The 13,168-nt window shown below is 65.5% G+C and carries 10 protein-coding genes; 7 read left to right on the top strand and 3 right to left on the bottom strand.

The window, feature by feature from the left end:
• Positions 1-30: 30 nt before the first annotated feature.
• On the bottom strand, positions 31-960 hold the full coding sequence (locus QM789_RS11170; protein ID WP_420351974.1) for a choline ABC transporter substrate-binding protein: 930 nt from the start codon (positions 958-960) through the stop codon (positions 31-33).
• Between the two features lie 117 nt (positions 961-1,077).
• Between QM789_RS11170 and betI the strand changes: the two genes are divergently transcribed.
• From betI to QM789_RS11145, 5 genes are all read left to right on the top strand, one after another.
• Positions 1,078-1,659: a choline-responsive transcriptional repressor BetI gene (gene betI, locus QM789_RS11165; RefSeq protein WP_420351973.1), complete on the top strand. Its 582-nt coding sequence runs from the start codon at positions 1,078-1,080 to the stop codon at positions 1,657-1,659.
• Entirely contained in the window at positions 1,656-3,098 is a 1,443-nt protein-coding gene (betB, locus tag QM789_RS11160; protein ID WP_420351972.1) for a betaine-aldehyde dehydrogenase, read from the top strand. Before betI ends, betB begins: the two co-directional genes overlap by 4 nt.
• An 8-nt stretch (positions 3,099-3,106) precedes the next feature.
• On the top strand, positions 3,107-4,741 hold the full coding sequence (gene betA, locus QM789_RS11155; protein WP_420351971.1) for a choline dehydrogenase: 1,635 nt from the start codon (positions 3,107-3,109) through the stop codon (positions 4,739-4,741).
• A gap of 69 nt (positions 4,742-4,810) precedes the next feature.
• Entirely contained in the window at positions 4,811-5,161 is a 351-nt protein-coding gene (locus QM789_RS11150) for a DUF4177 domain-containing protein (RefSeq protein ID WP_420351970.1), read from the top strand.
• Between the two features lie 115 nt (positions 5,162-5,276).
• On the top strand, positions 5,277-5,900 hold the full coding sequence (locus QM789_RS11145) for a J domain-containing protein (protein ID WP_420351969.1): 624 nt from the start codon (positions 5,277-5,279) through the stop codon (positions 5,898-5,900).
• 5 nt (positions 5,901-5,905) lie between these two features.
• On the opposite strand, the gene QM789_RS11140 is transcribed toward QM789_RS11145, so the two are convergent.
• Positions 5,906-6,781: an MBL fold metallo-hydrolase gene (locus QM789_RS11140; RefSeq protein ID WP_420351968.1), complete on the bottom strand. Its 876-nt coding sequence runs from the start codon at positions 6,779-6,781 to the stop codon at positions 5,906-5,908.
• A gap of 40 nt (positions 6,782-6,821) precedes the next feature.
• Here QM789_RS11140 and QM789_RS11135 point away from each other — a divergent pair, with 40 nt between their 5' ends.
• Both QM789_RS11135 and lon read left to right on the top strand, forming a co-directional pair.
• Positions 6,822-8,165, top strand: a complete 1,344-nt coding sequence (locus QM789_RS11135; RefSeq protein WP_420351967.1) for an ATP-binding protein — start codon at positions 6,822-6,824, stop codon at positions 8,163-8,165.
• A gap of 239 nt (positions 8,166-8,404) precedes the next feature.
• Entirely contained in the window at positions 8,405-10,753 is a 2,349-nt protein-coding gene (lon, locus tag QM789_RS11130) for an endopeptidase La (protein ID WP_420353295.1), read from the top strand.
• An 841-nt stretch (positions 10,754-11,594) separates the two neighbouring features.
• Here the strand turns inward: lon and QM789_RS11125 are convergent.
• Positions 11,595-13,109: an acetyl-CoA hydrolase/transferase family protein gene (locus tag QM789_RS11125; RefSeq protein WP_420353294.1), complete on the bottom strand. Its 1,515-nt coding sequence runs from the start codon at positions 13,107-13,109 to the stop codon at positions 11,595-11,597.
• Positions 13,110-13,168 lie beyond the last annotated feature (59 nt).

Here is a 13,168-nt window from a genome sequence, read left to right as displayed (position 1 = left end):
GGGCTGGCCCCCGTTGCCGGGGGCCTTGGCTCACTTCAGCGCGGCGGAAACGGCGGAGGCGGCATCGCCGCCGTCCTTCGTCGTGACGCCGGCCAGCCAGGGGGTGACCGCATCGGGATTGGCCTTCAGCCAGGCTTTGGCGGCCTCGGCAGGGTCTTCGCCGTCGTTCAGGATGGCGCCCATGATCTCGTTTTCCATCGTCAGGGTGAATTCGAGATTTTGCAGGAACTTGCCCACGTTCGGGCATTCGGCGACATAGCCCTTGCGCACGTCGGTCTCGATCCGCGCGCCGCCGAAGTCCGGGCCGAAGAAATCATCTCCGCCGGTCAGATAGGTCAGTTTGAAATTCGCGTTCATCGGATGGGGCTCCCAGCCGAGGAAGATCACCGGCTCGCCCGCCTTGTCGGCCCGGGTGACCTGCGCCAGCATCCCCTGTTCCGAGCTTTCGACCACCTCGAAGGATTTCAGCCCGAAGGCGTCCTTCTCCACCATGTCGAGGATCAGCCGGTTGCCGTCATTGCCCGGCTCGATGCCGTAGATCTTGCCGTCCAGTTCCTTTGCATGGGCCGCGATGTCGGCGAAATCCTTGATGCCCAGCTTCGCGCCCGCCTCGTTGGTGGCGAGGGTATATTTCGCGCCGGTCAGGTTGACGCGCACCATCTCAACCGAGCCGTTTTCGCGATAGGGGGCGAAGTCCGCCTCCATCGTCGGCATCCACTGGCCGAGGAACACGTCGACGTCGCCTGTGGACAGCGCCGAATAGGTCACCGGCACCGAGAGGATTTTGATGTCGGTTTCATAGCCGAGCGCCTGCAAGAGCGTGGCGGCGACGGCGGTGGTCGAGGTGATGTCGGTCCAGCCCACATCCGAGAAGGTCACCTTGTCGCAGCCAGCAGCCTGTGCCGTCGTCACGAGGCCGAGGCTGGTGGTGGCTGCGAGAAAAAGCGTCCGTAGCGTCATTTCAGTCTCCCGTTGAGTGTCACGGATCGAGGTCCGGCATTTTTGTTGATTGACGAGTCAATAAACTTGCCGTTAGCTCCGCATTGCAAGAGTTTTTTCACAGAGGTCACCACAGTCATGCCGAAACTCGGAGCCGAGCCTATTCGACGTGCGGCGCTGGTGAAAGCGACGATCGAAGCCGTCGGCGAAGCCGGGTCGCTCGAAGTGACCGTGGCGCAGATCGCGCGGCGGGCGGGGATGAGTTCGGCGCTGGCGCATCACTACTTCGGATCGAAGGAACAGATCTTCCTCGCGGCGATGCGCTGGATCCTCGAACGCTACCGCGCCGAGGTGCATGGCGCGCTGGCGATGGCGGTGGGGCCGGAGCAGCGGCTGCGGGCGATCGTGGTGGGGTCTTTCGCGCAGGGCAGCTTCCGGCACGAGGCGATTTCGGCCTGGCTGAACTTCTACGTTCTGGCGCAGACACAGCCCGAGGCGCGGCGCCTGCTGCGGATCTATCAGCGGCGGCTGCGCTCGAACCTGCGCCATGAATTGCGGCAGGTGGTGGGTGACCGGGCCGAGGCCGTGGCGCGCGGTCTGGGGGCGCTGATCGACGGGGTTTATATCCGCGCGGCGCTGGCCGATGGCGCGCCGGACCCGGACTATGCGCGGCGCATCGTGATGGAATATCTGGATCGGGAACTGGGAGAACGGGCATGAGGGCGCAGCCGCAGGCAAGCCATTTCGTCAACGGGGATTGGCTGGAAGACGCCTCCGGCGCGCCGATCGAGGTGATCTATCCGGGCACGGGCGAGGTCATCGCGCGGCTCCATGCGGCAACGCCCGCGGTGATCGAGGCGGCACTGGCCGGGGCGCATGCGGCGCAGGGTGCATGGGCGGCGATGCGCCCGGTGGAACGCTCGCGGATCCTGATGCGGGCGGTGGCGCTGATCCGCGAACGGGCCGAGGAACTGGCGGTTCTGGAGACGCTCGACACCGGCAAACCGATCCAGGAAACCCGGGCGGCGGACTGGCCTTCGGGGGCCGATGCGCTGGAATATTTCGCGGGGCTGGCGCCCACGGTGACCGGGGAGATGATCCCGCTGGGCGGCGATTTCGCCTATACGATCCGCGAGCCGGTCGGCCTGTGCGTCGGCATCGGCGCGTGGAATTATCCAAGCCAGATCGCCTGCTGGAAGGCCGCGCCGGCGTTGTCTTTGGGCAATGCGATGGTGTTCAAGCCGTCCGAGGTGACGCCGCTGGGTGCGCTGAAACTTGCCGAAATTTTCATCGAAGCCGGGATGCCCGCCGGGATCTTCAACGTCGTGCAGGGCTATGGCGCGGTGGGCGCGGCGCTGGCGACCGATTCGCGGGTGGCGAAAGTGTCCCTCACCGGATCGGTGCCGACGGGGCGGCGGGTCTATGCGGCGGCGGCCGAGGGGATGAAGCACGTCACGATGGAGCTGGGCGGGAAGTCCCCGCTGATCATCTTCGACGACGCCGATGTGGAAAGCGCGGTGGGGGCGGCGATGCTGGGGAATTTCTATTCCTCGGGTCAGGTCTGCTCGAACGGCACGCGGGTTTTTGTTCAGCGCGGCATCCGGGAGCGGTTCCTCGCGCGGCTCAAGGCCCGGACCGAGGCGATCGTGGCGGGCGATCCGCTGGACGAGACCACGCAGTTCGGCCCGCTGGTGAGCGCGGCGCAGCACGGCAAAGTCATGGCCCATATCGCGCAGGCGAAGGCCGAGGGCGCGCGGCTGGTCACCGGCGGCGGCGCGGGGGGCGCGCTGTTCGTGCAGCCCACGGTTTTCGAGGTCACCGATGACATGGCGCTCGCGCGCGAGGAGGTCTTCGGCCCGGTGATGGCGGTGCTGACCTTCGACACCGAGGAAGAGGTGATCGCGCGGGCGAACGGCACCGAATATGGGCTGGCGGCGGGGGTGTTCACGGCGGATCTCGCGCGTGGGCACCGGGTGATCGGGCGGCTTCAGGCCGGGACGTGCTGGATCAACGCCTACAACCTGACGCCGGTCGAAATGCCCTTCGGCGCGGTGAAGGCGTCGGGCATCGGGCGCGAGAATTCAAAGGCTGCGGTCGAGCATTACACCCAGGTCAAGGCGGTCTATGTGGGCACCGGCCCCGTCGACAGCCCCTATTGAGGCGCGTCATGGAAGCGGATTATGTCGTTATCGGCGCGGGCTCGGGCGGGTCGGCGCTGTCCTATCGGCTGTGCGAGGCGGGGCACAGGGTCATCATCATCGAATATGGCGGATCGGATGCCGGGCCGTTCATCCAGATGCCCGGCGCGCTGTCCTATCCGATGAACATGGCGCGTTACGACTGGGGCCTGCATTCGGAGCCGGAGCCGCATCTGAACGGACGGGTGCTGGCGACGCCGCGGGGCAAGGTGATCGGCGGGTCGTCGTCGATCAACGGCATGGTCTATGTGCGCGGCCATGCGGGCGACTTCGACCATTGGGCGGAGCAGGGCGCGGATGGCTGGCGCTTTGCCGATGTGCTGCCCTATTTCAAGCGGATGGAGAACTGGCATGGCGATGGCGAGGCCGAGTGGCGCGGCCATTCCGGCCCGCTGCATGTGACGCGGGGGCCGCGCGCGAATCCGCTGTTCGATGCCTTTATCGAGGCCGGGCGGCAGGCGGGCTATCCGGTGACGCAGGATTACAACGGTCGCCAGCAGGAGGGTTTCGGCCCGATGGAGGCGACGATCTGGAAGGGGCGGCGCTGGTCGGCGGCGAATGCCTATCTGCGTCCGGCGCTGAAGGGCGGGAACCTGCGGATCGTGCGCGGGCTGGCGCAGCGGGTGGTGATCGAAAACGGTCGCGCCGTGGGGGTGATGGTCGACGGTGCCATGATCCGCGCGCGGGCCGAGGTGATCGTTTCGGCCAGTTCGATCAACACGCCGAAGATCCTGATGCTGTCGGGGATCGGTCCGGCGGCGCATCTGCGCGACCATGGGATCGAGGTGGTGGCGGACCGTCCGGGCGTGGGCGCGAACCTTCAGGATCACCTGGAGGTTTACATGCAATACGCCGCGCAACATCCTGTGACGCTTTACAAATACTGGAATGTCCTGGGGAAGGCCGCGGTCGGCGCGCAATGGCTGTTCACGCGCAAGGGGCTGGGCGCGTCGAACCAGTTCGAGAGCTGCGGGTTTATCCGGTCGGATGCCGGGGTGGACTATCCGGACATCCAGTATCACTTCCTGCCGCTCGCCGTGCGCTATGACGGCAAGACGGTGGCCGAGGGCCATGGGTTTCAGGTCCATGTCGGGCCGATGCGGTCGAAGGCGCGCGGTAGCGTGACGCTGCGCTCTGCCGATCCGCGCGACAATCCGGTGATCCGCTTCAACTACATGAGCCATCCGGACGACTGGCTGGAATGGCGCAAATGTATCCGCCTGACGCGGGAGATTTTCGGCCAGCCGGCGATGGCGGGGCATGTGAAGCACGAAATCCAGCCCGGTGACGCGGTGCAGAGCGATGCGCAGATCGACGATTTCGTGCGGGCCCACGGCGAGAGCGCCTATCACCCCTGCGGCACTGCGCGGATGGGGCGGCGCGACGACCCCACGGCGGTGGTGGATCCGGAGGGCCGGGTGATCGGCGTCGAGGCGCTGCGGGTGGCGGACAGTTCGATTTTCCCCCGGGTGACGAACGGCAACCTGAACGCGCCCTCGATCATGACCGGCGAGAAGATCGCCGATCACGTTCTGGGGCGCCGCCTGCCGCCCGAGAATCTGGAGCCCTGGGTGAACCCGAACTGGCGCGAGGCGCAGCGGTGAAGGTTCACCGCTTCGTTCCTTGACCCCCGCATCGGTTGCGCTAAGAAGCGCGGCAAAACGGGGGTCATGATGCAGTCATATGAATACAAGGTGGTTCCGGCGCCGGTACGGGGCGAAAAGGAACGCGGGTTGAAGACCGGGGCGGAGCGGTTCGCGCATACCCTGTCGCAGTTGATGAACGAACTGGCGCAGGACGGCTGGGAATACTGGCGCGCCGAGACGCTGCCCGCAGAGGAGCGCAGCGGCCTGACCTCGAAGACGACGGTTTTCCACAACCTGCTGGTGTTCCGCCGGGTTCTGGCGGAGGGCAGGGCGCCCGTCTATGCGGCGCAACCCATGGTTGAGGGGCGCGGCCTGTCGGTCTTTGCGCCGGAGGGCAAGGCGCCGCGTCTCGGCCCCGCCGAAGAAAGCCACGCCTGAGGGGGCATCCCCCTTCCATGTCGCGTCATTTCCCCTAAACTGCCCTGCCCGAGTCGGGACGGCGCCGAGCAGGCTGCCCCGGCCGATCCAATGACGACCAGAACACGAGGCAGCAATGACCACGGGTGATCCCTTCGGCTTCAATCTTTCGGCCGCCGCAGACAAGAAACGGCGCACGAAAGGGAAGCGCGGCATGTCGGGGGCCTTTGAAACCTCGACGCGGAAATGCGACCATGCCGGCTGTAACCAGCCCGGCCAGTATCGCGCGCCGAAAAGCCCGAAGGTGCTGGATGACTACTATTGGTTCTGCAAGGACCATGTGCGGGAATACAACCTGAACTGGAATTACTTTCAGGGGCAGTCGGAGGAGGAATTCCAGCAGTTCCTGGACAATGCGACGGTCTGGGAACGTCCGACGAAGCCCTTTGGCAAGTCCAAGGAAGAGATGGGCTGGGCGCGGCACGGCATCACCGACCCGCATGAGATGCTGGGCGACAATGCGACGCAGAACCCCGGCAAGGCGGTGATCGGCCGCAAGCTGCCGCCGACCGAGCGCCGCGCGCTGGACATTCTGGACTCGCGCGACACCATGTCGAAGACCGAGATCCGCGCGCAATACAAGGCGCTGATCAAAGTGCTGCACCCGGACATGAACGGCGGCGACCGCTCGCAGGAGGAGATGCTGCAAGAGGTTGTCTGGGCCTGGGATCAGATCAAGGACAGCCGCAACTTCAAGTAGGGCGTTCAGGCCGGGTGGAACCGCGCATCGGGGGAAAGCGCGCCCTCGACCGCGGCCTGCCCGGTGGCGACCAGTTCGACCAGATGGGCAAAGACATTGCGCCGCGCGGCACCGCGCAGGGCGGGCGGGACATCGGTATAGATCCGGTCGGTGAGGTCCACGACAGTGTGCGCCCCCTGCGCCAGTGCGGCGCGGATCTGCGCCGTCCGGTCGTGGCGGTGGCTCGCGAGCTCATTCAGACGGTCCTCCGGCGCGGTCACCGGCGCGCCATGGCCGGGGTAGAACACCGCCGCGCCCTCGGACCGCAGCCGCTCCAGCGCGCGGAAGTAATCGCCCAGATCCCCGTCGGGCGGGGAGATCAGCGTCGAGGACCAGCCCATCACCACATCGCCGGTGAACACCCGCCGGCCCCAGGCGAAGCTGAGGTGATTGCCGAAATGGCCCGGCGTGTGCAGCGCCCGGACCTGCCATGTGGCGCCGCCGGTCTCTGCCCCGTCGGCGAGGATCGCATCGGGGCGGAAGGCCGCATCCACCCCCTCGCCGCCACCCGCCATCCCCGTCGCCGCAAGGCCGCGCATCACCTCCGAGCGCCCGGCCTCGGGCGGGCCGAAGGCATGGATCGGCACGCCCGTCGCTTCGGACAGCAGCCGCGCGCCGGGGGAATGGTCGAGATGCGCATGGGTGACCAGGATCGCCTCGACCCTCTCGCCCGGATCGAGACCGTCGAGAATCGCGCGGATATGGCGCGCATCCGCCGGGCCGGGGTCGATCACCGCCACCCGGTCGGTGCCCAGCACATAGCTACAGGTGCCCTGTGCCGTCATCGGCGAGGGGTTCGGCGCCACGATCCGGCGCACCCCGGGTTCCAGTTCCTGCATCATCGCGCTTTCCCTCTGCTCCGGCTCCGGCTACGGTTCTGCCATGAAATTCGGCTGGCTCAAACAGATGCTGCCGCGCGGGCTTTACGGGCGGGCCGCGCTGATCCTGATCGTGCCGGTGATCACGATCCAGCTTACCGTGTCCGTGGCCTTCATCCAGCGCCATTTCGAGCGTGTCACCCAGCAGATGACCGAAACGATGATCCGCGAGGTGGAGCTTCTGATCGACCGGGTGGATCGGGCGCCCACGCTCGGCGCGGCGCGGCAGGTGATCGGCGATCTGGCCGAGCCGCTGGGGTTGCAGGTGGCGCTGCCCGATACGGCGCCGCGCAACCTCGACCACGACCGGCGCAGGCTGCTCGACCTGACGGGGATAGTGGTGATCGAGACGATCCGCCGGAACGTACCCACGGTGCGCGCGATCGACCTTTCGGCCAGCCCACGGGTGACGATGCACATCGACACCCGATGGGGGCCGATGCGGGTGACCTTCTCGCGCGATTGGGTTTCGGCCAGCAATCCGCATCAGCTTCTGGTGCTGATGGTGGGGGTCAGTATCCTGATGACGCTGATCGCCTTCATCTTCCTGCGCAACCAGCTTCGCCCGATCGCCCGGCTGGCCCGCGCGGCGGAGGCCTTTGGCCGGGGTCATGCGATTCCCTATCATCCCTCCGGCGCGACCGAGGTGCGCACCGCCGGGCGCGCGTTCAACGACATGCGCGCCCGGATCGAGCGGCAGATCCAGCAGCGCACGCTGATGCTGTCGGGGATCAGCCACGACCTGCGCACGCCGCTGACGCGGCTGCGGCTGGGGCTGTCGATGCTGCCCGAGGATGTCGAGACCCGCGACGAGATCGCGGCGATGGAGCGCGACGTGGACGAGATGGGTAAGATGATCGACGCCTTCCTGGAATTCGCGCGGGAGGGGGCGATTTCGGGCGAGCCCGAGCCGGTGGAGCTTGGCGCCTTTCTTGCGCGGATCGTCGAGGATGCCGAGCGCGGCGGGCAGGATGTGACGCTGGTCGAGAAACCGGCGGCGCCGGTGGTGGTGTCGCTGCGCGCCGATGCGATCCGCCGCGCGGTGGAGAACCTGATCGGCAATGCGGTGCGCTATGGCAAGCGGGCGGAGGTGTCGTTCTCGGTCACGCCGAAGGCGGTGCGGATCGTGGTGGAGGACGACGGCCCCGGCATTCCCGCCGCGCAGCGGGAGGAGGCGCTGAAGCCCTTCACCCGGCTCGACCCCGCGCGCAACCAGAACCGGGGGCAGGGCGTGGGGCTCGGCCTTGCCATAGCGGCCGACATTCTGCGCAGCCATGGGGGCAACCTGTGGCTGGGCGAGAGCGCGCGGCTGGGGGGGCTTTCGGTGGGGCTGATGCTGCCGCGCTGAGGGGGCTTGCCCCCGCTCGCGCTCCCCGGCAATGTAAATCCGACGTGACAGGGCCGGTGACGGAGTCCTGGTTGAACAAAGGGGGCACGCCCCCTAGATATTGTCCAAACCGGGAAGGGCCGGGGCTGCCGCAGGGGCGGGGCCGGTGCCCTTTCGCCAAAGAGGAAACAAGATGACCGAGACGCTTCTCGACCACCTATCCGGTCCTTCCGCTACGCGACATCGTGGTGTTCCCCCACATGATCGTGCCGCTGTTCGTGGGCCGGGAGAAATCCGTCCGCGCCCTTGAAGAGGTGATGTCGGATGACCGCCAGATCCTGCTGGCGAGCCAGCTCGACCCCACGGTGGATGACCCGACCGAAGATGGCATTTACCGCACCGGTGTGCTGGCCAATGTGCTGCAACTGCTGAAATTGCCCGATGGCACGGTGAAGGTGCTGGTCGAGGGCAAGACCCGGGTGCAGATCACCGATTTCGTCCCGAACGACGCCTATTTCGAGGCCCGCGCCGCGGAACTGGACGAGACCGAGGGCGATGCCGAGACGATCCGCGCGCTGCTGCGCTCGGTCGCCGAGGAATTCGAGCGCTACGCCAAGATCAAGAAGAACGTGCCCGAGGAAGCGCTGGCGGCGGTCGTGGAAACGCATGAGGCCGACAAGCTGAGCGATCTGGTCGCCGGGCATCTGGGGCTTGATGTGAAGGCGAAGCAGGAACTGCTGGAGACGCTCGACGTCTCCGAGCGGCTGGAAAAGGTCTATGGCCTGATGCAGGGCGAGGTTTCCGTCCTTCAGGTCGAGAAGAAGATCAAGTCCCGCGTCAAGACCCAGATGGAGAAGACGCAGCGCGAATATTATCTGAATGAGCAGATGAAGGCCATTCAGAAGGAACTCGGCGATGGCGAGGAAGGTCAGAACGAACTGACCGAACTCGAAGAGCGGATCCGCAAGACGAAATTCTCGAAGGAGGCCCGCGAAAAGGCCGAGAGCGAGTTGAAGAAGCTGAAGTCGATGTCGCCGATGTCGGCGGAGGCGACGGTCTCGCGCAACTATCTCGACTGGCTGCTGAGCCTGCCGTGGGGGGTGAAGTCGCGCACGCGCAAGGATCTGGCGGCGGCGGAAAAGGTTCTGGATGCCGATCACTACGGGCTGGAAAAGGTCAAGGAACGGATCGTCGAATACCTGGCGGTGCAGGCGCGTTCGGCAAAGCTGAAAGGGCCGATCCTGTGCCTCGTCGGCCCGCCGGGTGTGGGGAAGACTTCGCTCGGGCGGTCCGTGGCGAAGGCGACGGGGCGCGAGTTCATCCGTATCTCCCTCGGCGGTGTGCGCGATGAATTGGAAATCCGTGGCCACCGCCGGACCTATATCGGCTCGATGCCCGGCAAGATCATCCAGGCGCTGAAAAAGGCGAAGACCACGAACCCGCTGATCCTGCTCGATGAAATCGACAAGATGGGGCAGGATTTCCGTGGCGATCCGGCTTCGGCGATGCTGGAGGTGCTGGACCCGGAACAGAACGGCACCTTCGTCGACCATTACCTTGAGGTCGAATATGACCTGTCCGACGTGATGTTCATCACCACGGCGAACAGCTACAACATGCCGGAACCGCTGATGGACCGGATGGAGATCATCCCGCTTTCGGGCTATACCGAGGACGAGAAGATCGAGATCGCCAAGCAGCACCTTGTGACCAAGGAGATGAAGGCGAACGGGCTCAAGGCGTCGGAATTCGACGTCACCGAGGAGGCCCTGCGCGGCATCGTGCGCTATTACACGCGCGAAGCCGGGGTGCGGTCTTTGGAGCGCGCGATTGCCAAGCTGGCACGCAAGGCGGTGACGGAGATCCTCAAGTCGAAGGGTGCGGTCAAGCACATCACCGTCGATGGCGCGAAGCTGGAGGAATACCTCGGCGTGAAGAAGTTCCGCTATGGTCTGGCCGAGAAGGAAGATCAGGTGGGCGTGGTCACCGGGCTGGCCTGGACTTCGGTCGGTGGCGATCTGTTGCAGATCGAGGCGCTGCGCCTGCCCGGCAAGGGCCGGATGAAGACCACCGGCAAGCTGGGCGATGTGATGAAGGAGTTGATCGAGGCGGCATCGAGCTATGTCCGTTCGATCTCTCCGGAACTCGGGGTGAAGCCGCCGAAGTTCGAGGCGGTGGACATCCACGTTCACGTTCCCGAAGGCGCGACGCCGAAGGATGGGCCGAGCGCGGGGATCGCCATGGTGACCTCGATCGTTTCGGTCCTGACGGGGATTGCGGTTCACAAGGACATCGCCATGACCGGCGAAGTCACGCTGCGCGGCAATGTGCTGCCGATCGGCGGGCTGAAGGAAAAGCTCCTCGCGGCGCTTCGGGGCGGTATCAAGACGGTGCTGATCCCGGACGAAAACGCGAAGGATCTGGCCGATATCCCGGAGAACGTGAAGCAGGGCCTGACGATCATTCCGGTGAGCCATGTGCGCGAGGTTCTGCCGCGCGCGCTGGTGCGGATGCCGGAGCCGATCGAATGGGACGAAGTGGCGGAGGAAGCCGCCGCCGCTGCCCGTGCCGCCGCCGCGCGGGAAGGCCACGGCGCCGTCGCGCATTGACCTTCGGCCCGACAACAATTGATCCCGGTCCGCGAGGGCCGGGATTTTTTGTGGGCTGAACGCTGATGCTGTATGGTTTTGCGCGAAGGCGGGGCGCCATGGTTAGGGGATTTGCAGGATTTCGGATCCTATGATCAGGAGACACCCCGCCGCAAAGGATCGGTTCCATGAACATCAATCCAGTGACCAGCGCCCCGAGTGCAAAGGGTCATATCAGGCCCATCAACCCCAGGTCATTTCAGGATGTCGTCCATGACATCCAGCGGATGGCAAAGGCCGGGTGGATTTCACGAACATGATGCGCGGCGAGATACGCGAATGAACAGTATCTCGGCGGGAAGATTTCCATTGCTGAATTGCTTGTTTTTGGCCTGATGACCATGGCCGTCCCCGTTGGCGGGAGAGTGACACGTCCCGATATGATTTCATCCAGAAAGCGCGTGACGGGATGGAATTCTCCGTTTCTCATGGTGACAGGGATGCCCTGGAAATGTTGAACTCCGCCATAGGGGTCATGCAGAAATATCAGGGGCAGTCTGCGACGTTCGATATTCGCGCGTGAAGCTGGTCGACCGCCTGCTGATCAACTCCAACGGATCCTCTGATGGGATAATGCCCGTTGCGGGGAGCGCATCGCTCGGCCCTCGTCGCTCAAGGGGGTGATGCTGCACGACGTATCGTGCCTGCGCATGGCTGGGCGGATAGTTGAGACGGCAGGACGCAGATCACCGCCGCGATGGGCGTGCAGTAAATTGAAGTCAAATGCGTATTTCCGTCTGGCACGATGGTCGGGCGGGCCGATAAGGCCGCAAGGCGGTTCACGCCCTGCGGCCCCGATGGATCAGGGCAGCATCGACCCGGTTTCGACGAACCGCTGATGCCAGGACAGCGCTTCGTCGAGCAGGGTGGGCGCGTGGCGGCCCCAGCTCGCCTTCAGCGCGCGGTCGTAGTAATCCTCCAGCAGCGGGCGATAGGTCGGATGCGCGCAATTCGCGATGATCGCCGCGGCGCGTTTCTTCGGTGCCAGCCCGCGCAAGTCGGCCAGCCCCTGTTCGGTGACGATCACCTGCACATCCTGGCTGATATGGTCGACATGCGCCGCCATCGGCACGATCGCCGAAATCTTGCCGCCCTTCGCCGTCGAGGGGGTCATGAAGATCGACAGGAAGGCGTTGCGCGCGAAATCGCCCGAGCCGCCGATGCCGTTCTGGATCCGCGAGCCCATGACATGGGTCGAGTTGACGTTGCCGTAGATGTCGGCCTCGATCAGCCCGTTCATCGCGATCACGCCCAGGCGGCGCACCAGTTCCGGGTGGTTGGAAATCTCCTGCGGGCGCAGGATCAGCTTGTCGCGGTAACGGTGCGCGTTGGCGTTCATTTCCTCGGCCCGGGTGGGGCTGAGCGAAAACGCCGTGGCCGAGGCCATGCGCAGCTTGCCCGCGTCGATCATGTCGAGCATGCCGTCCTGGATCACCTCGGTGAAGGCGGTCATCGGCTCGAACGGCGCCTCGACCAGCCCGGCCATCACCGCATTCGGCACATTGCCCACGCCCGATTGCATCGGCAGCAGGGCGGCGGGCAGGCGGCCTTTCTTCACCTCGTTGCCGAGGAAATCGAGGATATGTTCCGCGATCGCCTTGGCTTGCGCATCGGGCGGGCTGAAGGGCGCGTTGCGGTCCGGCGCGTCGGTTTCGACGATCGCCACCACGCGGGAATGATCGACGTGAAAATCCGGCTCGCCGATCCGGTCATCGGGCTTCACCAGCGGGATCGGCACGCGATGCGGCGGCAGGCGGGTGCCATAATAGATGTCGTGCATCCCCTCCAGCGACTCGGACTGCCAGCGGTTGACCTCCAGGATGATCTTGTCGGCGCGGTCGAGCCAGGTCTTGTTGTTGCCGATCGACGAAGACGGGATCAGCCGGCCATCGGGCGTGATGCCCGAAATCTCGACCACGGCGAAATCCAGATGGTCGTAAAGCCCGGCCCAGACCATCGGCGCGACCTGGCTCAGGTGCATGTCGATATAGTCCATCTCGCCCTTGTTGATCCGATCGCGCAGGATCGGGTCGGAATTGTAGGGCAGGCGGAATTCGATGCCATCGGCGCGGGCCAGCGCCCCGTCGAGTTCCGGCCCGGTCGAGGCACCGGTCAGCACCCGCACCCGGAACGGGCGCCCGGCTTCGTGTTCGGCCTCGGCGCGCGCGGCGAGTGCGAGCGGAACGGCCTTCGGATAGCCCGCCCCGGTAAAGCCCGACATGCCGATGGTGGCCCCGTGCGGGATCATCGCGGCGGCATCCTCTGCGCTGACGACTCGCGCGGCAAGACCGGCATGACGGATGCGGGTGCTGCTCATCTGGCTGGTGGTCACGCGGCTCCTCCCCCTTGTTGAAACGACGTGAAATAATCTTTCAA

The sequence above is a fragment of the Paenirhodobacter sp. genome, assembly GCF_047600745.1.
Lineage (GTDB): Bacteria > Pseudomonadota > Alphaproteobacteria > Rhodobacterales > Rhodobacteraceae > Rhodobacter.
The sequence above is the reverse complement of the archived record's forward strand: the minus strand, read 5'-3'. Positions and strand labels throughout refer to the sequence as shown.

Coding starts and splice junctions, on each gene's coding strand:
- QM789_RS11170 (WP_420351974.1), bottom strand. CDS start 960: ATGACGCTACGGACGCTTTTTCTCGCAGCCACCACCAGCCTCGGCCTC.
- betI (WP_420351973.1), top strand. CDS start 1,078: ATGCCGAAACTCGGAGCCGAGCCTATTCGACGTGCGGCGCTGGTGAAA.
- betB (WP_420351972.1), top strand. CDS start 1,656: ATGAGGGCGCAGCCGCAGGCAAGCCATTTCGTCAACGGGGATTGGCTG.
- betA (WP_420351971.1), top strand. CDS start 3,107: ATGGAAGCGGATTATGTCGTTATCGGCGCGGGCTCGGGCGGGTCGGCG.
- QM789_RS11150 (WP_420351970.1), top strand. CDS start 4,811: ATGCAGTCATATGAATACAAGGTGGTTCCGGCGCCGGTACGGGGCGAA.
- QM789_RS11145 (WP_420351969.1), top strand. CDS start 5,277: ATGACCACGGGTGATCCCTTCGGCTTCAATCTTTCGGCCGCCGCAGAC.
- QM789_RS11140 (WP_420351968.1), bottom strand. CDS start 6,781: ATGATGCAGGAACTGGAACCCGGGGTGCGCCGGATCGTGGCGCCGAAC.
- QM789_RS11135 (WP_420351967.1), top strand. CDS start 6,822: ATGAAATTCGGCTGGCTCAAACAGATGCTGCCGCGCGGGCTTTACGGG.
- lon (WP_420353295.1), top strand. CDS start 8,405: ATGATCGTGCCGCTGTTCGTGGGCCGGGAGAAATCCGTCCGCGCCCTT.
- QM789_RS11125 (WP_420353294.1), bottom strand. CDS start 13,109: ATGAGCAGCACCCGCATCCGTCATGCCGGTCTTGCCGCGCGAGTCGTC.